A 20,391-nucleotide genomic window follows, 5' to 3' on the forward strand; every position below is an offset into this window, starting at 1 on the left:
ACTCACTGACTCAACTGTAAAGTAAAATAAGAGGGAGGCGTGAGCTTCTCCCTCTGTGAAAGTCTATTTTTTGCTGCCCTTCCTTTTTTCCCCGCCTGTGATTTCTTCCGAAATCTCAATGAGGCGGTTGGTCCTTTCTTCCTGTTCTTCGGAAGAGGTCCACCCCATAAGGCTGGGGATAATCTCGCCATACATGGTGTCATCCATCAATTCATCTTCTAGTAGGCTATCTACCTTCTTCTTGTGAATATCTTCCACCCGGTCCGGCGTATGACCCACCCGGATCTTCGGGGGTCTTGGAGCCTTTGCCATAATATGTCCTCCCTTTCGAATAATTTGCCCGCCCTTCAGGGTCATTCATATTTAGTTTTCTCCTAAAGTAAAGGCTTAATTACCGAAAGGGATAGGAACATTCTGGCAAAATTAACCCGCAGCCTGGTTTGCTTCCTCTATTATTTTTTCCGCCAGCTGGGCTGGAACTTCCTCATAATGGCTGAACTTTGAGGTGAAGGAACCCCGGCCCTGGGTCATGGAGCGAAGGTCTGTGGCATAGCGGAACATTTCCGCCATGGGCGCCTGAGCCTTTATATGCTGCATGCCATCTTTGGGCTCCATGCCCATTATCCTGCCCCTGCGCTTGTTGAGGTCCCCTATGATGTCTCCCATGTAGCTCTCGGGCACCACCACCTCTATATCCATGATGGGCTCCAGCAGCACCGGCTTTGCCTGGGAAGTACCTTTCTTGAAGGCCATGGAAGCCGCAATCTTGAAGGCCATTTCCGAGGAGTCCACCGGATGGAAGGAACCATCATAGAGGATGGCCTTCACGCCCACCACAGGATAGCCTGCCAGTTCGCCTGCTTTAAGGGATTCTCTTATGCCCTTTTCCACAGCAGGAATATATTGCTTTGGCACGGCGCCGCCGAATATCTTGTCTTCAAACTCGAAACCATCTTCCGACTCCAGAGGTTGAAGCTCCAGCCACACATGCCCATACTGGCCGCGGCCACCACTCTGTTTCTTATGCTTGCCTTCCACCTTGACGGTGGCCCTTATGGTTTCCCGGTATGGAACCTTGGGTATATCCAGCAGGACTTCTGTGCCGAATTTATTGGCCAGTTTTCCTGCCAGCACCTCCAGGTGAATCTCGCCCATCCCGGAAACCAGAAGCTGGCCGGTTTCAGTGTTCTTGATAACTTCAAAGGTCCTGTCTTCTTCCATGAGCCTGGTTAAGCCTGCTGAGATTTTTTCCTCATCACCCTGGGACTTGGGCTGGACAGCCATCGAAAGTACGGGCCTGGGGAAGTCTATGCCCGAAAGCACCACAGGATGGTCCTTATCCGTCAGGGTATCGTTGGTGGAGGTATACTGGAGTTTAGCCACGGCGGCGATATCGCCGGCCACCACTTCTGCCACATTTTCCTGTTTCTTGCCTTTCATGATATACAGCTGGCCGATTTTTTCGTTTTCGCCTTTGGTGGCATTATATACCGTAGAATCGGATTGCAGCTTTCCGGAAAATACTTTGAAAATGGTCAATTTACCCACATAGGGGTCCGCCATGGTTTTAAACACCAGGGCTGACAGCGGCGCATCCAACTTGCATTCCCTTATCTCTTCGCTGTTTGTAACAGGATTTACACCTTTTTCTACCGCCCTGTCCTGGGGAGAAGGCATATAATCGCAGATGGTGTCCATGAGAAGGCTGATACCTTTATTCGTAAGGGCGGAACCACAGAGTATCGGGTAAATCTGGCCGCTCAGCACGCCTTTGCGGAGGCCTTTCTGTATCTCCTCCTCACTCAATTCCTCTCCTTCCAGGTATTTGGTCAAAAGGTCGTCATCGGTCTCGGCCACGGCTTCCACCAGCATGGAACGGTAATTTTCCATATCGGCCTTGAGTTCTTCGGGTATGGGGCACTCCTTAACACCCTTGCCCTCAAAGGTGTATGCTTTCTGGTGCACTATGTCCACCACGCCCTTGAAATTGGCCTCGGCTCCTATGGGCAGCTGGAAGGGCACGGCCTTCTGGCCGAAAAATTGCCGGATCTGGTCAAGCACCTTGTAGAAGTTGGCATTTTCACGATCCATTTTATTTATGAAAAAAATGTGGGGCAAACCTGCTTCACTGGCAAATTTTTGAACCTGCTCGGTACCGACTTCGACGCCCGATACCGCACATGTCACTATAATACCGCTTTCCACCACACGGATGGCGCTCTTTACTTCGCCTACAAAATCGAAGTAACCCGGAGTGTCCAGTATATTTATTTTATTATTCTTCCACTCACATGGGGCAAATGCCGTGGAAATGGAGATCCTTCTTTTGATTTCTTCTGGATCGAAATCACAGGTAGTGTTCCCCTCATCTATTTTCCCAAGGCGGTCTATGGCTCCCGATGTGTAAAGCATGGCTTCGGCGAGGGATGTTTTTCCGGATCCACTGTGGGCAAGCAAGCCTACGTTTCTTATCATGTCACTTTTGTAGTTTTTCAAACCTGATCTCCTCCTTATAGTTACTACGGAAATTTTTTTGAATTAATTTTATTATATTTATTCTACTTTGATTCTACTTTTTCCTGCTTAATTTTATTTACAAATATTATATTTATTGGCACAAAAAGTCCTTTTCCTGGAATTAGTTTGCCATTTTTTTGTTTTTATATCCATGTAATTCAATGAGTTAAAACCTTTTCCGCTTTCGGGCCATTAAGGCCCTCGGTCTCAGATTCATGCTTCATGCTTCATATAATAAAAGGATTTGCCTTTTTCGGCAAATCCTTCTTAATCTGACTTCCGGCCTCTGACCTCCGTTATAGCTGGGTATAGTTTGGCGCCTCTTTTGTTATATAGATGTCATGAGGATGGCTCTCGCGGAGACCTGAAGAAGTTATTCTCACAAACCTGGCTTTTTTAAGCTCTTCGATATTCCTTGCCCCGCAGTAGCCCATGCCCGCTCTTAGGCCGCCCACCAGTTGAAAAACCGTCTCCGAAAGGGGCCCTTTGTAGGGCACGCGGCCTTCCACGCCTTCGGGCACCAGCTTTTTAACATCCTCCTGGAAATAGCGGTCGCGACTGCCTTCTTCCATGGCACCCATGGAACCCATGCCGCGGTATACCTTGAAGCTGCGGCCTTTATATATCTCTATGTCTCCCGGGCTCTCCTCGGTGCCTGCAAAAAGGCTGCCGATCATGACCGAATCCGCTCCGGCGGCGATAGCCTTTACTATGTCTCCGGAGTACTTTATACCGCCGTCGGCAATGATGGGAATATTGTAAATCCTGGCTTCCTCGGCGCAATCGTAGATGGCTGTAACCTGGGGCACTCCGATGCCCGCCACCACCCTGGTGGTGCATATGGACCCCGGCCCCATGCCCACCTTAACGGCATCGGCTCCAGCTTTTATCAGGTCTCTGGTAGCATCGGCCGAGGCCACATTTCCCGCTATGACCTGAAGATCGGGATACCGCTCTTTTATGCGGTAAACCGCTTCCAGCACTCCCCTGGAGTGGCCGTGGGCAGTATCTACCACCACCACATCCACCCTGGCATCCACCAGTGCCTTAAGGCGGTCTTCCATATCCCTGCTGACTCCCACCGCCGCACCTACCAGCAGTCTGCCGCTCTCATCCTTGGCGGAATTGGGATACTTTATGGCTTTCTCTATGTCCTTGATGGTAATCAAGCCCTTGAGATGAAAATTTTCATCCACTATGGGCAGTTTTTCTATTTTATGTCTCTTTAAAATCTCTTTTGCTTCATCAAGAGTGGTCCCTTCCGGTGCGGTCACCAGGTTCTCCTTTGTCATGACATCCTTAATTTTCCTGTTCATGTCATCTTCAAACCGAAGGTCCCGGTTGGTGATGATTCCTACCAGCTTCCCTTTTTCAGTAATGGGCACTCCGGAAATCCTGTAGCGTTCCATGAGTTCCAGAGCCTCACCGATGCGGTTTTCCGGTGAAAGGTAAAATGGGTCTACTATGACGCCGTGCTCGGACCTTTTTACCTTGTCCACTTCCATGGCCTGCTTTTCAATGGACATGTTCTTGTGGATAATGCCTATGCCGCCCTCCCGGGCCAGAGCTATTGCAAGTCTTGCTTCGGTGACGGTATCCATGCCGGCGCTGATGATAGGAATGTTCAGGCGTATCTTATTGGTAAGCCTGGTGCTTATATCCACATCTTTAGGAAGCACTTCGGATTTGGCCGGAAGGACCAGCACGTCATCGAAGCTTAAACCCTCCTTTTGAAATTTATCCAAAACATCGCCCCCAATATAAATATTTTCCGGATAACTTACTAAATCTATTATGCCAAATCTTATCAAAGTTTAAAAGCTGTGTCAACTGTGTCAGGGTTGAGTTCTCTTGACACATGTTTTGGTTGAAATATTCTTGTAAAAACCGGAAATTGTGCTATAATATACATAGTTGATTCCAGTATAAAAGTCGCTTTCTACCGGGATTTGGCCCGGCAGAGGAGTTATTTTATATCCTTGAATCAGTTAATTTACCATGCGATAAAGGGGAGTAGTTCAGGGCTTTGAGCCTTCTGAAAGCTCAACATGCTGGCGGCTTAGCCTAAGTTTAGGGTGTGTCGCCTGGGCTTTCACCATAGTTTTTGGGAATGAGACCTTTATTCCGGTATTTTTTGTCGGAATGAAGGTCTTTTTATTATACATTTTTTCAAAGAAAGGAGGGCAGTTTATTGATAAGAAAACGGAAGGCACCATAACAGCGGTCCCGTTTTTAAACCATCTTAAGTTACATAAAAATTTTTTACTGGGGTGAAATTATAAATGAGTTTTATGAAGTTGTTTTTCATGGCTTTCGGAATGCTTTTTCTGGCTGAAATGGGGGATAAGACCCAGCTGGCGGTATTTACACTAGTAACACAGTATAATAAGCCCCTCCCCATTTTCCTGGGAGCATCACTGGCATTAGTAATGGTCACCCTCATCGGGGCTCTCTTTGGAAACCTGGTGGCAAGATATGTTCCAACCGCTCACCTCAAGCTTATAGCGGGCATATTGTTTGTGGGCATAGGAATTTTCGTACTCCTGGAGGCGGTACCGGACGTCTTGCGGCAGCTGGGCCGGGGATAGATAAAAGCCCGAACGTTAATCTCGTTCGGGCTTTTATCTATTCGTAACGCAGCGCGTCGATAGGTTTTAAATTGCTCGCCTTGTTTGCGGGATAAATGCCGAAGAATACTCCCACCAGGAGAGAAAAGCTGAAGGCTATCAAAGAAACCGAATAAGTGGGTTTGACGCTTATGTTCATAAGCTTTTCCAGGCCCCAGCTCAAAAAATACCCCGCGGCGACTCCTATGATTCCGCCGGTGCTGCTCAAGACCAGAGACTCGATAAGAAATTGATTGAGAACATCTCTCTTTCTGGCTCCCAGCGCCTTCCTTATGCCTATTTCCCGGGTGCGTTCGGTCACGGATACCAGCATGATGTTCATGATTCCTATGCCGCCCACCAGTAGGGAAATGGCGGCAATTCCCCCGAGCATCATGGTCAATGTTTTGGAGGTCTCATTTATTGTATCCAGCATCGCACTTTGATCAAATATCCTGTAAGCATAATTTTCATCTTCGGAACTGACCCTGTATATTTTGCCGAGCTTTGAAGAAATCTCGGCCATCGCCGGAGAGACCGCATCTTTACTTGCGGCCTGTATGTATATAGTTCTCACGCCTCGGATTTGCAAAATCCTTTCAGCCACTGTAATGGGGATAAAAACCTGCTCGTCGGTGGAACCCATCATTGAACTGCTTGACTTTAACACGCCGATAACCTTGAAATTGTATCCTTTGATCTTTATTTCCTGACCTATGGGATCTACAAATCCAAACAGGTCGCCGGCTATCTCTGACCCCAGGACAGCAACTTTCTGGCGCGTGGTCACATCCGTGGGAACAAAAAATCTGCCGCTTGATACGCCATAGTTTCTGACAGTCAATAAATCCGCATTGGTTCCCTGAAGCTGCACCTGACTATTTTTATTGCCGTGTTTTACCGTAACATTGTCGGAGATAATCGGCGCCACCCCGCTGATGTAAGGGCTGCTGGAAAATTCCATGGCCTGTTCGTAGCTGAGCGTTGTATTCGTCCCTCTTCCCATTATGTTTACCGTAAGCAGGTTGGACCCCATGCTCTGGATCTGTTCGGTCACCTTGGAAGTTGTCCCCTGACCGATGGAAACCAGGGCTATGACCGATGTCACCCCGATGATAATGCCCAGCATGGTCAAAAAAGAGCGCAGCTTGTTGTCCAGTATGCTTCTGAAGGCAATTTTTATAGTCTGGAGTATATCCATTTAATTACCCACCTTTTCATCTTTTACTATCTTTCCATCCTGTATGTGCACTTTTCTGTTGGCCTGATTGGCAATATTTATATCGTGCGTTATCAGTATTATGGTTTTTCCATTTTGGTTCAATGCCTTCAGTATTTCCATGATTTCGCGGCCTGATCTGGTATCAAGATTCCCTGTCGGTTCATCGGCCAGGATAATCGGCGGATCCGCCGACAGAGCCCGGGCTATGGCAACCCTTTGCTGCTGGCCTCCGGAAAGTTCGCTGGGTTTATGATGCAGTCTTTCGCCCAATCCTACAGCGTTTAGCACTTCTTTTGCCCGGTTTCTTCGATATGCAGTGTTTTTTCCCGCATACATAAGGGGTAGTTCAACATTCTCCAGGGCGGTCAGTTTGGGAAGCAGATTGAAATTCTGGAACACGAAACCTATACGAAGGTTCCTGATGGCTGCCAGCTCATTGTCGTTTAATTTGGAAACATCCTTCCCTTCAAACTCATATTTGCCTTTAGTGGGTGTATCAAGGCACCCGAGAATATTCATGAGCGTGGATTTGCCCGAGCCGGAAGGACCGACAATGGCCACAAATTCGCCTTCGTCTATTGTCAATGTAACATCGTCAAGCGCATGTACAGCCGTATCTCCCATTTTATATATCTTAAAAACACCTTCCAAACCTATTACCATTTCATTACCTCCTCGGCTCTCCCCCCATCGGGATTGGACCCATAAAACCGTTCCGCCTGATGGAACTGCCGGAACTGGAACTTGCAGGCATAAGCACCATATCTCCCTCATTCAACCCGCTCACAATTTCGATATATTCGTCATTGTTGATGCCGGTCTTAACTTCGATCATATTCATTGAAAAACGCCTGCTGCCGTTGTTATTGTTGTTGTTATTATTGCCGTTATTGCTGTAATTACCACTATTGCCGTTCTTATTATTTTTGCCTGTGTTGCCCTGGGCGCCTGAATTTTCACTTCTTACGGGGATGACATAACTTTTGCCGTTTTGCTGCTGTATGGCCGCAATGGGCAGCATCAATACATTTTGCTTTTTGGCCACGGTAAGTTCCGCGTCCACCGTCATCCCTGCCTTAAGCTTTGGAGTCTTATCCATCGTTACAGTTACATCAAAAGTAGCAACATTGTTCTGACTTTTTCCCTCATCGGCAATATTTTCCACTTTTCCTTCAAAAACTTCTCCCGGCACCGCATCTGAAGTAATCTTGACGGGCATGCCCAATTCAACTTTATTTATATCAAGTTCATCGATAGACAGAACAACCTGCATTTTAGAATAATCGACGATAACGGCCGCAGGCTCGCTGGAGGAGCTGCTGCCGGTCGACAGTTTTATAAGGTCGCCCTCCCTGACGTTCTGTTCTATTATAGTTCCGTCAATTGGAGCATAAACCAAAAGATTTCCCTTGTCTTTCAATCTGGATTGCAGATCAAGCTCTGCCTGCTGCAATGCCAATTGCTGCTTCTCGATATTGGAGTCTATATCTTCCTCATCCAGAGAAAAAAGTTTCTGACCTTTTTTAACCGTATCTCCTTCATCAATATACACTTCTTTAACCTTTGAAGATATTTCGGGCTTGATTTCCACCGTGTCAAGGGGTTCAACGGGGACCTGCTCCAATCCCTGCTCTTTTCCGTCACCGGTAATTATGTAGACTTGAGTCAGCCTGTTTTCTCCTTCAACATAGTAGTTTCCATCCATCTCCACCGTTACATAGTAGTACCTTGCTCCGGTAACCGTAGGTGTTGCAACGCCGTCTACCTTGGTCACCTTTCCTTCTACGGAATAAAGGGAATCCAAAAACAGGACTTCCGCTTTTTGTCCAGGCCTAATGTTTTTCAGCTGGGCGGAATTAAAGGGCGCCCGGACTTTGGTTTTATTCTGGTTTAAAGTGGTGGCCAGCACGGTGTTCTGGTTTACGGAATCTCCCTGTTTCACATTTAGGGATTTTACAACACCGTCTTCAGGAGCGTAAATCACGCTTTTCCCTTTTTGTTTTAAAGCCTCGTCCAGATTAATTTTCGCCTGGGCTATCGCAAGCTGGGCTTTTTGCAGACTTATATCCAGCTGAGGGTCCTCGAGTTCATAAAGCAAATCTCCCTTTTTAACGGTGCTTCCCTCTTGAAAATACACTTTTTTCACGGTACCTTCCACTTTTAAGTTGATTGTGTCCTGATCCTTAGGCTCAAGTGTGCCGCTTCCCTTGAGCACAACTTCCAGGTCTCCCCTGATCACCCTGGCTATCGACGAAGTTTGTGCAAGAGTCTTGTTTGAAGAATTATTTCCGCTCCACCATTTGTAACCCGCAAAAATCACCGCAACGATTATAATAAAAACGAGTGCGGCTTTAAATACTTTTTTCTGCAATGGCTTTAACCTCCATTCATTAAATCTTCAAAAATGACTTTAGTCTTATTTTAGTATACCATTTATTGGTGATAAATCGGTGAGAAAAATCTTAAGAATTTCTTAAGATTGATTTTTTTTAACCAAATCCTTTTACAGGAGGCTCTGTTGCTATTATCGCAGAAAGTATCTTAATATTCAATAAGTGATTGCTTGGCACCATATTCCGATATTCGTTATAGTCATAGGCTGTGGTAGAAAAAAGCAAAAGTCCGGATTAGCCGGACTTTTAATTATCATAAATACTTATCAATATCTTTTATATCCTGTATTGTAAAAATGTTATCGATTATATTATCAAGTTTCTTTTCATCAAGAATCATTATCTTGTCTTCATAGTGTTTGGGGATTAAATTGAATTTTTTTCGTATTAACTTTACCAATGTTTCCGCTTTACCTTCTGCTTTGCCTTCTGCTTTACCTTCTTCTCTGCCAATTTCCTTAAAAACTTTGGCCAGATTGGTACTTTCCCATGATAATCCCATACTATCACCCTCCTTCTGGTTTTTAAATCTTCCAACCATTCATTATTATCTGGATAGTAAGCGGTTATCATCCAAACGTAATCTTGACCTAATGCGCAAACCACATGAATTGCTTTATCTGTATTTGAATAACCCAATATAAGACAACTTGGGAAAGGATAATCATCAATCTATCTCCTGAAAAAAAGTCTATTTCCCTTTAATAATCATTATACCACAACAACTGCAAAATATATCAAAATCATTAATATATATTAAAGTAAGTCAGGGAACCGTCCCTTGACTCACTATACTTTGATATATTATATTGCAATTATTTCTCTCGGAGCAGATGACAATGACAGAACAACCTGCATTTCAATCTGGATTCCAGATCAAGTTCCGCCTGCTGCAATGCCAACTACTGCTTCTCTATGTTGGAGTCTATATCTTCCTTATCCAGGGAAAAAAGTTTCTGACCTTTTTTAACCGTATCTCCTTCATCAATATACACTTGAGCAGAATTAAAAGGTACTCGAACTTTTGTTTTATTCTCATTTAAATGTGATAATAATCACAGACTCAATTCATTTTATGACACATAATATAATTGATAAAAATAAGGAGGATGAAATTGAATGGATATTATCAATCTTGAAAAAAGCACAAATTTCTCGGCCGAAAAGTTTTCACCCAACAGGCTTATCGAGAAAAAGGAAGTGCAGGTGGTATTGCTGGCCTTCGAGCCGGGACAGGGAGTGCCTGAGCACAAGACACCGGTGGACGTGTTCTTCCAGGTGGTGAAAGGCACCGTCGAGATCACTATAGGTGAAGAAACAAAAGAAGTTGCCGCCGGCAACATCGTCTTGAGCCCTGCAAACATCCCCCACGCCATTAAAAACAGTTCCGGCGATAGGGCCGCCGTTCTGGTGGTGAAGACTCCTAACCCCCAGAGTTTGAATCAATAACTAGCACAAACAATTATTAGCCCCGGTAAATTCAGGATTCACCGGGGCTCTGAACCAAACCCTTTTCCAATAGATTTGACATTTCTTCTAGGGCTACATCAAAGATATCAGATATCTCACCGTTTTTATTTTCAAGAATAAACTTTGTCATCAAAGCTTCCACAGCACCGAATATAATCACCGAAAGAATTTCCGGGTTGCACTTTCTTATAAATCCTTTATCAACGCCTTCCTGTATAATATCTTTAATTTGAGCAGGAAGTTCCTCGAACTTTTTTATGTGAATCATTTTATCCTGTTCCGCAAAACCCCGCTCCCTCAGAAGGACCCTGGCCAGATTCGGATTTTTTTTCATCTCCGAAAAATGCATATTCATGATTTCCCGAATCTTTTCCACCGGACCTGTGTCCCTTTTTTTCAAATCTTCAAGAAAACTTACCCTTTTTTCATATTCTACCTGGAAAATGTAGTCAAGAATGTCTTCTTTTTTCTCAAAATAGTTGTATACGGTACCCACCGCTACCCCGGCCCTGGCGGCGATCCTGTCCACCGCGGCGTTGAAAAAACCGTTTTCCGCAATCACGTCTATGGCAGCTTTTCTGATCAATTCTTTTTTAATTTTAACCACCCCTTCCCGACAAATATTAATCATCCAATGAACGATTTTTACAGGTTTTCAACAGATTTAAAGCGGATTCTGTATCGATCCGCACAATTTCTTCCTTGCCCGGAATGTTTCCCGACTGCTTCTTCTTTTCTAACTTAACATCATTTTTCTACCCGATGCGCTTCTGGAATTTATTTGCAGCCAGCACCAGCAAACCCATTCCAAAGAGTGCCAAAATCATGGACTCGGTTAACAAATAGCGCAGGCCTATGCCTTTAAGTATTATGCCTCTGAGTACTTTCAAAAAGTATGTGAGAGGAATAAAATTGCTTATTATATATACAAATTTTGGCATGGCGTCCCGTGGAAACATAAAGCCGGATAGAAGTATATTTGGCATTATAAGGAACATCGAAAGCTGCATGGCCTGGAGCTGTGTATGGGAAATGGTGGATATGAAAAGCCCTATTCCCAATGCTCCTAAAAGAAACATGACGGAAATACCAAAAAGCAGCAGGATATTGCCTTTTATTGGGACTTTAAACCAAAGGGTACCTAAGCCCACCGCCAATATGAGGTCTACAAAGCCGATGATAACATAGGGAATAATCTTGCCTACCATCAGCTCCATTCTGGTGATGGGTGTGACAATCAGCTGTTCAAGGGTGCCCCTTTCCCTTTCCCTTACCAGAGCAAACGATGTGAGCATAAGCGTGATGTTCTGGAGTATTATCCCTATTAGTCCAGGTATGTTGAACCAAACGCTGTCCATATCCGGGTTATACCATACCCTTGGTCTCAAGTCAAGCACCGCCGTCATCTTTCTACCCTGCGTCATCCGCATGATACGCTCTGACGCAATTTCCGTTGAAAACATCTGGGCCACGGAACCTGCGCTTGACAATATCACCTGGGCCGTGGTAGGGTCCGTGCCGTCCACCACCAGCTGTATTTGAGCAGTCCTGCCCTTGCTGATGTTCTCCGAATAGTCAGGTGGAATAATTATGCCCGCCTTTGCGCTTCCCCTGTCTACAAGCATTCTCACTTCATCTATGCTCTTTGCAAAATAGTTCAGATCGAAATATTGAGAGTTGGAGTATCTTTCCAGCAATTCTCTGCTCTGCCTGCCGATATCCAGGTTTAATACCGCTGTGGACACATGGTCTACATTGTTGGAGACCGCATAGCCGAAAAGCAAAAGCTGCATTATCGGCATTAGAAGTATTAAGGCCACCGTCCTTGGGTCGCGCCGAATTTGGATGAATTCTTTGTTTATAATGGCCAGTATTCTTCTGGCATTGAGTTTCATTCTAATACTCCCTTCCATGCGCTATTATTTTATCTCTGTTGACACCTTATCCCGGCTCTTTTCCTCCACCAGAAAGACAAACACATCCTCCAATGAAGGTTTCACGTGTTTGGCGCTGTGCACATTTATCCCGGCGCCTTCCAGTAGCCGTCTTATATCCCCCAGATAACGCCCCGCGTCTTCCACCACCGTATGAAGCCCGGCACCGTATACGGCCGCATCAATTACAAACGGAACCGTCTTTAACAACTCAAGGGAATCCATAAGCCTGTCGCATTTTATCTCTACAATGTGGCCCCTCATCTTCTGTCTTTTCAGGTTGCCGGGTGTGTCCAGTGCCAGGAGATTGCCATAATGTATGAACCCTATGGTATTGCAGTGCTCCGCCTCGTCCATGTAGTGCGTTGTCACCATAATTGTCACGCCCTTTTCCGACAATCTGTATATCAGGTCCCAGAACTGCCTCCTGGCCACGGGATCTACGCCTCCGGTGGGTTCGTCCAGGAATAAAAATCTGGGGTTGTGGATAATGGCGCACCCGAGGGCCAGCCTCTGTTTCCAGCCTCCGGATAATGTGGAGGTTATGTAATCCTCCCTGCCCACCAGGTCCGCCATTTCAAGGATTTCCTTTTTTCTTTGTCTCAAGACATCCTTCGGCACAAGATATACGCCGGCGTAAAAATCCAGGTTTTCTTCCACCGTCAATTCTTCATAGAGGCTGAATTTTTGGGACATGTAGCCTACGTTCAACCTTATTTTTTCCGATTCTTTCACAATGTCGTAGCCCAGCACCTTACCCGAACCCGAAGTGGGGGTAATCAAACCGATGAGCATCCTGATTACCGTCGTCTTGCCCGAGCCGTTAGGGCCCAGAAATCCGAAAATCTCGCCTTCCCTTATGTCAAAACTCACATTGTTGACCGCCGTAAAATCCCCGAACTTTTTTGTGAGATTCCTTATTTCTACCGCATTAGTCACCCTGTTTTCCTCCTATGCCCTTTTTCATTTCTCTGACACTTGTTATAAAAACGTCTTCGAGGCTAGGGCTAATCTTTTTTATGTCAAACGTTGTTATTTTTTTATCTTTAAAATCCAATACCAGTCTGTCTCTGGCGTACTTAAAATCGTCTGCAATAATGTGAAGTTCCTCGCCGTATATGTAAACATCTTCGACGTACGGCAGTTCCCCAGCATAGTCCCTGGCCTTAAAAATGTTGTCTACGGATACTGATAGCAATTCTCTTTCAAAACCCATTATCATGTTTTCGGGCTTATCCAGCCGCATTATGTTTCCGTTATACATGAGCCCCACCTCGTCGCACCTTTCCGCCTCGTCCATGTAAGGTGTACTCACAAATATGGTGGTGCCCTGATTTTTAAGGCCGAATAGGATTTTCCAGAACTCCCTCCGGGCCACCGGGTCTACCCCCGTCGTGGGTTCGTCCAGAAAAAGGTATGCGGGGGTGTGAATGAGGTTGCAGGAAAGCGCCAGTTTCTGCTTCATACCGCCTGAAAGCTGGTCCGCCAGTTTTCCGACATGCGCCGTCAAATTGCTGAAGGCGAGAAGTTTTTTTATCTTTTCCCTCCTCACCTGCCGCGGGACCTGGTATATTTCGGCGTAAAACTCCAGGTTTTCCATGACTGTAAGATCCCCGTACAGGCTGAAACGCTGGGGCATGTAGCCTATGTATTCTTTAAGCCGTTCCCCCTGCGCAACAGTATTGTATCCTCCTACAAAGGCTTCCCCTTCATCCGGTAAAAGGATTCCGCATAGCATCCTGATAGTGGTGGTCTTGCCCGCCCCATCCGGGCCTACCAGCCCGAAAATGGTCCCTTTTTTTACCAAAAGGTCCAGGCCGTTAACCGCCGTGACGCTGCCAAAACGCTTCGTCAGCATAGAAGACCTTATGGCCTCTTCCATTCTATCACCTCAGTCTATCTTTATCTGCACATCTGCAGGCATCCCCGGCTTTATGACACCGGATGTGTCTGCTATTTTGATTGTAACTTTGAACACTGTATTTACCCTTTCTTTTTTTGTCTGGATGTTTTTTGGTGTAAATTCGGCCCTGGAGCTTATTTCGATTACTTCCCCCTCAAAAACTTTGCCCGGAAAAGAGTCTATGAAAATCTTAGCTTTCTGATGGAGTTTGACAAGCCCTATGTCCGATTCCGCCACATATACGTCAAGGCGAGTATCGCTTGTATCGAGGATTTCAACTACAGGCACCCCGATAGATGCCATTTCTCCTTCGTTCAGGGACTTTACATACACAATTCCGTCAACCGGGGATTTAATCACCGTTTTGCCCAGCTGGTCACTGGCCTGTTTCATGGCAGTCACTGCCTGCTCCAGCTGGGTTTTTGCCATCTCCAGTTCTTTCTCCTTTGCGTCCATCTGGGCCTCGGCGGAGGATACCGTAAGGTTGTAAGCTGCCTCTGCTTGAGCTGCCTGGCTTCTGGCTATTTCTATTTCTTGTTCAGATGCCCCTTCTTTAAGCAAGCTCAATTTTTCTTTTGCAGCTTCCATCTAAGCCTTTGCCGCATCATATGCAGTCTTTATCTCATCATATTTTTGTTTTGCTACGGCCCCTTCTTTAAGCAGAAATTCCACCCTGCTCAGGTTTTCCTGAGCATTTTGGAAAGCTGATTCCGTCTGCGCCACCATATTCTCCGCCTGTCGGATCTCCTGAGGCCTCGGACCCAATTTTACCTTTTCATAATATGCCTTTGCTGCCATATAAGCATTATACGCCTGAGTTATCTGATTTTGATTTTGTATCTTAAGGTTTTCTAAAGCTACTTTTACTGAATCCAATTTTGTTTCAGCCAGTTTTGCACCATCTTGAGCCTGTAAGAATTGTTTCTGAAGCAAAGTATCATCAATTTTTGCTATTTCCTGGCCTTTTACAACTGTATCTCCTTCTTTAACATAAAGTTTTGCTATGTTGCCTGGAACCTCACTGCTGACCACCACAGTATTGTTTTCAATAATGCCCGATGCCTCGAGAAACACCCCATCTACGGTATGTTTAATGGATGTCTCTTTGCCGCCGAAAATATTTACATAAAGCAGAGAAAAAAACAAAACAAGAATAATTAATGGCATGATGAGATTTTTCATTTTTTTCGGCGCTTGATTAATCAATTTCATATTTCTGCCTCCCTCTGAGTGAATGCTCATTCATTCGTTATAATTTTATATCGCCCCTCACGTCTTGTCAAGTAAAATATGAAATTAAAATAAATCAGCGAAAAAAATGAGCAGTTTTCATAACTGCTCATATCCATGGAGGAATATTTTGACTATCCTATCTGAGACTTCTTCTATATCCAATTCTTTTTTGTGAAACACCTTTTCTTGAACTACAGAAATCATCATTCCAAAAAAACAATTTGCGGCAAGTTCTGCATCTTTATAGCTTCGCATGCCCTTTTTTTCGGTTTTTTCAACGATTGTTTTTACAAGCAGGTCTGTTATTTTGTTTTTCCTGTCATACAACCATTTCAACATGCTTTCATCAATCAAGCTGCGGTGGCTTTCTATCATCTTTAATACGTCGCTGTGATTTTCTAAAAAGGAAAAGCTGAATGTTACAATTTTTTTCAGAATTTGTTCAATCCCGATACAGCCCTTAATTTCGTTTTTAATGCCGATAGCGTATTGGTCGATACCTTCCTTTACAACCTGCTGAAAAAGGTGTTTTTTCCCTTTGAAATACTGATAAATGGTGCCCTTGCCTATTCCGGCCTTTGTCGCTATCTCCTGCATCCTGGCATTGGGATAGCCTTCACGCGAAAATACAGAAACTGCAGCCTCGAGGATTGACGAACGCTTTTCTAATTGTTTTTCTCTTTTCAAAATGCTTCACCCCTGCAAAATGCAGGCCTATTCCAGGCCTTTGCCGGCCCAGTTGTCGAGCTGCGCCCTTGCCACATTGTAATCGAACACTGAGGCGGTGTATAAAAGTTCGGCCTGCCTCAAGTTTTCCATGGCCTGAAGCACTTCTGCCATTGTGGCGACCTGTGATTTATACTTTAGATCTGTTATTCTGTAAACTTCCTGCGCCGTTTCTTTAGTTTTTTCCGCTGACTTTAGTTTTTCCGCAGCCTCTATCACAGCGTAATGCGCCGACCTTACGGCAAGGGAAATCTGATCCTCCGCTTCCTTCACTCCTAAAACGGCTTTTTCCAGGTCTATCTTCGCCTTTCGATAAACGAAGGTGTTTTCCGCATAGTATTTCAGGGCGAGCTTGCAGTTCAGCTCCGCCACTTCCTTCGTTTCCCTTACGCTGATAACTTCCGGTCTGAGCGCCAGGGCGCTTTTTACCATTTCTTCAACATCGGGAATTTCAGCAGGTGTATAGGTGAAAGTAGTTGTGAGTTTCAGAGGAGCCGTAAGGTTGCGGCCCATAATTTTATTGAGGTTCATCTTGGCAAGCTCCAGGTTTTTTTCAGCGGAAACCCTGTTGGCTTCAGCGCTGGCCACTGCAGATTCCACCGAAAGCATTGAATCTTTTGCAATCATACCCTGTTTATAACTCACCTGAGCATTCTTCAATTGTTCCTGGACCCGCTGCAGTTGGACCTCTACATTTTTAAGGTTGTCCTGAGCTTTCAGCACATTGAAATAGGCTTTTTCCACCTCTATCCTCAGGTTCTGCTCATCAAGCGCAAGGTTCTTTTTAGCTATCAGCTCATTGGCTTCTTTCAGCCTGGGGGACAGGTCTTTGACCTGCGCTCCCTCAAAGCTGAAAGCTGTCGGTACATAGTCTCTAAGTATCTTGTCATCACGAATATCTGCAATCTGCTTTGACTCGTATTTTGCTTCTTCTCGTTCCACCTTTGCTTTTTCGTATTCCTGCCGTGAAATTTTTAAGCTTACATTGTTTTGAAGAGCGGTATTTACGCTTTCTTCAAGCGAAAAGCTTGTTTTTTCTTCAGCGTCAGGACTTCCGGACACACTGTTTGCGATTTCGGCGGTATCAGCGGAAACATCTCCCGTAGCTGTGGATTCCGCAAAACCTGCAAGCGGCATTAAAAAACATACGACAGCCGCAAGGAATGATATAATTTTTTTATATTGCACTTTTCTTACCTCCTATGAGTGAGTATTCACTCATCTTTATATTTGTATTTATTTTATATTGAGCCTTATATCATGTCAAGCATATTTTTTAATCTTTATTTTCATTACCACCCTTGCTGACAGGTCTTCAAATATCGAGTAAAGAACGGGCACAACCACGAGTGTCAAAAGGGTTGAGACTGTCAATCCTCCCAAAACGGTAACAGCAAGGGGTGCCTGGATTTCGCTGCCTTCGCCAATCCCAAGAGCAAGGGGTAAAAGACCGAGAACTGTTGTAGATGTGGTCATCATGATGGGCCTGAGCCTTCTTGGACCGGCTTCAACTATCGCTTCTCTGACCGTCTTACCCTTTGCCCGCAACTGGTTAATGTAATCCACCAGTACAATGGCGTTGTTGACCGCAATGCCCGCCAGCATTATAATGCCAATATACGCCGGCAAGCTGAACGCCCTCCTGCTTATCAGGAGGCCAAACACAACACCAGTCGTACAGAAGGGGATTGCAAACATTATGGTAAACGGATGCAAAAGCGACTCAAACTGCGCCGCCATTACCGCATAGACAAGGAACACCGCCAGCAGCATCGCCTGGAATAGATCCGCAAACGATTCCGTCATTTCTTTGTTCTGCCCTTCGAAACTTATACTGTAACCCTCCGGTAAATTGACTGAAGAAATTGCCGATCTGATGTCATTTATCACCTCTCCCAGGCTCCTTCTGTAAATATCGGCCGTCACATATACTACTCGCTCCTGATCTTCACGATTAATTACATTTGGGCCTTCAGTGATTGTAAATCTGGCTATGTTTCTAAGTGGCACATTGACGCCCGTCGGAGACATCAATGTCATCCCTTCAAGGTCCTCAAGGGTCTTCCTTGAAAGCTCATTGAGCTGTACGTTCACTTCCACTTCTGTTCCGGCAACCCTGTATTTGGTCGCTTCAGCCCCGTTTATTGCAATCCTTACGGTCTGCGCCACCTGGCTTGCATCCAGACCGTAGTATGAAGCCCTGTCCTTATCTACTTTTATCCGGACTTCAGGTCTCCCTTCATCAATAGATGTCTCAACATCCCTGGTGCCCGGCACTTTTTTGACTATAGCTTTAATTTTTTCGGCAAGATTTTCAAGCGTAGCAAAGTCGTCTCCCTTTATGGCTACCTGGACCGGTTTGCTGCTTCCTGAAGTGGCGGAACTAATAGTGCTCATCGTTGTTGCGCTGTTTATCTCGATTTTTGCCCCCGGGACTTCTCCTATTTTTTGCCTGATTTCTTCGACTACGTCTTTTGTGGACCTCTTCCTTTCGCTGACCGGGACAAGGCGCACATCCATGCTGGCTATTTCACCGCTTCCAGCCGTCCCAAGGAAACTCTTTTTTGTGTCTGTTCCAACCTGTGACGAATACATTTGAACTTCCGGTATTGAAGCAACTATGCGCTCTATGGATTTAACCAGTTCATCTGTCTTTTCCACTTTTGTGCCAAGAGGATATTCCACTTTGATTGATATCCTGCCTTCATCGGTCTCCGGGAAAAATTCTGTCCCCACAAGAGGCACTGCAGCCACACTTATGACAAGAAGCACAACAATGGCAAGTATTACAATCTTCCTGTGCCGCAGGGCCCATGCAAGAAGCTTTCCATATTTTTCATCGACACTGTTGTAAAATCTGTCCATTCCATCGAATATTCTGGCAAGAAAGCCCTGTTTTTTTTCTTCTGCAGCGGTTACTTTGACCAGACGGGAACTCAGCAAGGGCACTATTGTAATTGCAACAATCAGGGAAGACAAAAGAGAGAACGTGATGGTGAGACTCATTTCCTTGAATAATATTCCAGCAAGGCCTTTTACAAAGACTATCGGTAAAAATACGGCAACTGTAGTCAGTGTCGATGCCGCTATAGCAAGAGTAACCTCATTTGCCCCAACAGACGCTGCCTCCATGCCGTTAAGACCTAATTCTCTGTGGTGATATATGTTTTCAAGCACGACTATGGAGTTATCCACCAGCATACCTATTCCCAGGGCAAGGCCGCCAAGGGATATGAGGTTTAGCGTAATGCCGCTGAAATACATTATGACAAATGTGGATATAATTGATATAGGTATTGATATTGCAATAACTATGGTCGACCTGAAATTATGCAAAAAAAGATATAAAACTACCACTGCAAGAATAGCGCCAACCAATGCATTTGACTTGACTCTGTTTATCGATCTGTTTATAAAGTCTGATTGGTCCAATATTTGATATAGCTCTATGCCTTTCGGAAGCTCTTTTTTAATCGCTTCAAGTTCTTTTTTTACTCCATTTGCCACCGCCACCGTGTTTGCGTCGCTGGATTTTTGTATAAGTATCCTTAATCCTTCATAGTCGTTTATCCTGGAATGGGTCTTTATATCTTCTGTGGCATCCTTAACCTCGGCTATATCGCTCAGTTTAACGATGGCTCCCTGCCTGTTCGCCACCGCAAGTTCTTTTATTTCATCAACACTTTCGAATTCGCCCGTAGTCCTCACTATAAGCTCTCTGCTGCCGTAGTCCACCGTCCCGCCGGGCAGGTTCAGGTTATTTGCCGCAAGCACCTGCATAACCTGGCCGATGCTTATCCCGTATCCGTTCATCTTTTGAGGTGAAAGCAGGACCCTTATCTGGCGCTCTACTCCGCCCACAACCTGGACGCTTGAAACTCCCGCTACCCTCTCAAGCTTTTTTTCTATCATATCTTCACCTATCTGCTTCATCAAAAGCGGGTCTCTGTCGCCGGTCATGCCGTAAATAAGCACCGGCATCATTGACGGGTCAAACTTAATTACCAGTGGTTCGTCTGCGTCATCCGGCAGTCTTTTTTTAACCATGTCTACTTTTTCTCTTACATCCGTTACCGCCGTATCAAGGTCTGTTCCCCAGTTGAAACTCACCGTAATCATGGAAACATTGGCTTCGCTTGATGAAGATATGCTTTTTATGTTTTCTACCCCGGCTATTTCTTTTTCTATAGGCTTTGTTATCATTGTCTCTATTTCTTCGGAGCTTGCCCCAGGGTATGTTGTTACAACAACAGCCGTCGGAAGCTGTATATCCGGCAGCAAATCGACCTGCATCTTGCTCAGTGAAACAAACCCGAGGATAAGGATGACAAGCACAGCCATGAATGTTGCCACAGGCCTTTTTACAACCGTCTCCGTAATTCTCATG

The 20,391-nt window shown here is 45.2% G+C and carries 19 protein-coding genes; 2 read left to right on the forward strand and 17 right to left on the reverse strand.

The window, feature by feature from the left end:
- Nucleotides 1-63 precede the first annotated feature (63 nt).
- The 3 genes from D2962_RS16110 to guaB form a co-directional block, all read right to left on the reverse strand.
- Entirely contained in the window at nucleotides 64-312 is a 249-nt protein-coding gene (locus D2962_RS16110; protein WP_120765939.1) for a hypothetical protein, read from the reverse strand.
- A gap of 111 nt (nucleotides 313-423) precedes the next feature.
- On the reverse strand, nucleotides 424-2,496 hold the full coding sequence (fusA, locus tag D2962_RS16115) for an elongation factor G (protein WP_122015567.1): 2,073 nt from the start codon (nucleotides 2,494-2,496) through the stop codon (nucleotides 424-426).
- A gap of 317 nt (nucleotides 2,497-2,813) precedes the next feature.
- The gene (gene guaB / locus D2962_RS16120; protein ID WP_174232510.1) at nucleotides 2,814-4,262 is read right to left on the reverse strand and encodes an IMP dehydrogenase; all 1,449 of its coding nucleotides are present in this window, start codon (nucleotides 4,260-4,262) and stop codon (nucleotides 2,814-2,816) included.
- A gap of 537 nt (nucleotides 4,263-4,799) precedes the next feature.
- On the opposite strand from guaB, the gene D2962_RS16130 reads away from it, so the two are divergent.
- Nucleotides 4,800-5,105, forward strand: coding sequence for a TMEM165/GDT1 family protein (locus tag D2962_RS16130; RefSeq protein WP_162991265.1), 306 nt, complete (start codon nucleotides 4,800-4,802; stop codon nucleotides 5,103-5,105).
- Between the two features lie 37 nt (nucleotides 5,106-5,142).
- Here D2962_RS16130 and D2962_RS16135 read toward each other — a convergent pair whose 3' ends face one another.
- The 5 genes from D2962_RS16135 to D2962_RS19765 form a co-directional block, all read right to left on the reverse strand.
- Nucleotides 5,143-6,324, reverse strand: coding sequence for an ABC transporter permease (locus D2962_RS16135; RefSeq protein ID WP_122015569.1), 1,182 nt, complete (start codon nucleotides 6,322-6,324; stop codon nucleotides 5,143-5,145).
- Nucleotides 6,325-7,008, reverse strand: coding sequence for an ABC transporter ATP-binding protein (locus tag D2962_RS16140; RefSeq protein ID WP_120765943.1), 684 nt, complete (start codon nucleotides 7,006-7,008; stop codon nucleotides 6,325-6,327). It abuts the gene before it with no gap.
- Between the two features lie 4 nt (nucleotides 7,009-7,012).
- A complete protein-coding gene (locus tag D2962_RS16145) occupies nucleotides 7,013-8,716 on the reverse strand; it encodes an efflux RND transporter periplasmic adaptor subunit (RefSeq protein ID WP_122015570.1) in 1,704 nt (567 codons plus the stop codon).
- A gap of 275 nt (nucleotides 8,717-8,991) precedes the next feature.
- Nucleotides 8,992-9,240 carry a DUF4351 domain-containing protein gene (locus D2962_RS16150; protein WP_162991266.1) on the reverse strand — a complete coding sequence of 83 codons (249 nt, stop codon included), beginning with the start codon at nucleotides 9,238-9,240 and terminating at the stop codon, nucleotides 8,992-8,994.
- Complete coding sequence (locus D2962_RS19765) at nucleotides 9,132-9,410, reverse strand: DUF4258 domain-containing protein (protein ID WP_342774548.1); 279 nt, start codon at nucleotides 9,408-9,410, stop codon at nucleotides 9,132-9,134. Before D2962_RS19765 ends, D2962_RS16150 begins: the two co-directional genes overlap by 109 nt.
- 447 nt (nucleotides 9,411-9,857) lie before the next feature.
- Here D2962_RS19765 and D2962_RS16165 point away from each other — a divergent pair, with 447 nt between their 5' ends.
- A complete protein-coding gene (locus tag D2962_RS16165; protein WP_122015573.1) occupies nucleotides 9,858-10,187 on the forward strand; it encodes a cupin domain-containing protein in 330 nt (109 codons plus the stop codon).
- 31 nt (nucleotides 10,188-10,218) lie between these two features.
- Here the strand turns inward: D2962_RS16165 and D2962_RS16170 are convergent, their stop codons facing one another.
- The 9 genes from D2962_RS16170 to D2962_RS16210 all read right to left on the reverse strand — a co-directional run bounded on the left by D2962_RS16170 (nucleotide 10,219) and on the right by D2962_RS16210 (nucleotide 20,390).
- A complete protein-coding gene (locus tag D2962_RS16170; protein WP_162991267.1) occupies nucleotides 10,219-10,815 on the reverse strand; it encodes a TetR/AcrR family transcriptional regulator in 597 nt (198 codons plus the stop codon).
- A 148-nt stretch (nucleotides 10,816-10,963) separates the two neighbouring features.
- Entirely contained in the window at nucleotides 10,964-12,103 is a 1,140-nt protein-coding gene (locus D2962_RS16175) for an ABC transporter permease (protein ID WP_122015575.1), read from the reverse strand.
- Between the two features lie 24 nt (nucleotides 12,104-12,127).
- Nucleotides 12,128-13,081 (reverse strand): ABC transporter ATP-binding protein, encoded by a 954-nt coding sequence (locus D2962_RS16180; protein ID WP_222927594.1) that lies wholly within the window; start codon nucleotides 13,079-13,081, stop codon nucleotides 12,128-12,130.
- A complete protein-coding gene (locus D2962_RS16185) occupies nucleotides 13,074-14,024 on the reverse strand; it encodes an ABC transporter ATP-binding protein (RefSeq protein WP_122015576.1) in 951 nt (316 codons plus the stop codon). The genes D2962_RS16180 and D2962_RS16185 overlap by 8 nt, the downstream gene beginning before the upstream one ends.
- A 9-nt stretch (nucleotides 14,025-14,033) precedes the next feature.
- A complete protein-coding gene (locus tag D2962_RS16190) occupies nucleotides 14,034-14,633 on the reverse strand; it encodes an HlyD family secretion protein (protein ID WP_122015577.1) in 600 nt (199 codons plus the stop codon).
- Nucleotides 14,634-15,257, reverse strand: a complete 624-nt coding sequence (locus D2962_RS16195; RefSeq protein ID WP_162991268.1) for an HlyD family secretion protein — start codon at nucleotides 15,255-15,257, stop codon at nucleotides 14,634-14,636.
- 117 nt (nucleotides 15,258-15,374) lie between these two features.
- Entirely contained in the window at nucleotides 15,375-15,965 is a 591-nt protein-coding gene (locus tag D2962_RS16200) for a TetR/AcrR family transcriptional regulator (protein WP_162991269.1), read from the reverse strand.
- Nucleotides 15,966-15,992: 27 nt separating this feature from the next.
- The gene (locus D2962_RS16205; RefSeq protein WP_122015580.1) at nucleotides 15,993-17,192 is read right to left on the reverse strand and encodes a TolC family protein; all 1,200 of its coding nucleotides are present in this window, start codon (nucleotides 17,190-17,192) and stop codon (nucleotides 15,993-15,995) included.
- 75 nt (nucleotides 17,193-17,267) lie between these two features.
- Nucleotides 17,268-20,390: an efflux RND transporter permease subunit gene (locus D2962_RS16210; RefSeq protein ID WP_122015581.1), complete on the reverse strand. Its 3,123-nt coding sequence runs from the start codon at nucleotides 20,388-20,390 to the stop codon at nucleotides 17,268-17,270.
- Between the last annotated feature and the right edge of the window lies 1 nt (nucleotide 20,391).

This window comes from Biomaibacter acetigenes (assembly GCF_003691585.1).
GTDB lineage: Bacteria > Bacillota > Thermosediminibacteria > Thermosediminibacterales > Tepidanaerobacteraceae > Biomaibacter > Biomaibacter acetigenes.

Bases quoted from the DNA above. Each gene is read 5' to 3' on its own strand.
- D2962_RS16210 (WP_122015581.1), bottom strand. From the start codon at position 20,390: ATGAGAATTACGGAGACGGTTGTAAAAAGGCCTGTGGCAACATTCATG.
- D2962_RS16175 (WP_122015575.1), bottom strand. From the start codon at position 12,103: ATGAAACTCAATGCCAGAAGAATACTGGCCATTATAAACAAAGAATTC.
- D2962_RS16140 (WP_120765943.1), bottom strand. From the start codon at position 7,008: ATGGTAATAGGTTTGGAAGGTGTTTTTAAGATATATAAAATGGGAGAT.
- D2962_RS16185 (WP_122015576.1), bottom strand. From the start codon at position 14,024: ATGGAAGAGGCCATAAGGTCTTCTATGCTGACGAAGCGTTTTGGCAGC.
- D2962_RS16190 (WP_122015577.1), bottom strand. From the start codon at position 14,633: ATGGAAGCTGCAAAAGAAAAATTGAGCTTGCTTAAAGAAGGGGCATCT.
- D2962_RS16165 (WP_122015573.1), top strand. From the start codon at position 9,858: ATGGATATTATCAATCTTGAAAAAAGCACAAATTTCTCGGCCGAAAAG.
- D2962_RS16150 (WP_162991266.1), bottom strand. From the start codon at position 9,240: ATGGGATTATCATGGGAAAGTACCAATCTGGCCAAAGTTTTTAAGGAA.
- D2962_RS16195 (WP_162991268.1), bottom strand. From the start codon at position 15,257: ATGAAATTGATTAATCAAGCGCCGAAAAAAATGAAAAATCTCATCATG.
- D2962_RS16135 (WP_122015569.1), bottom strand. From the start codon at position 6,324: ATGGATATACTCCAGACTATAAAAATTGCCTTCAGAAGCATACTGGAC.
- D2962_RS16130 (WP_162991265.1), top strand. From the start codon at position 4,800: ATGAGTTTTATGAAGTTGTTTTTCATGGCTTTCGGAATGCTTTTTCTG.
- D2962_RS16110 (WP_120765939.1), bottom strand. From the start codon at position 312: ATGGCAAAGGCTCCAAGACCCCCGAAGATCCGGGTGGGTCATACGCCG.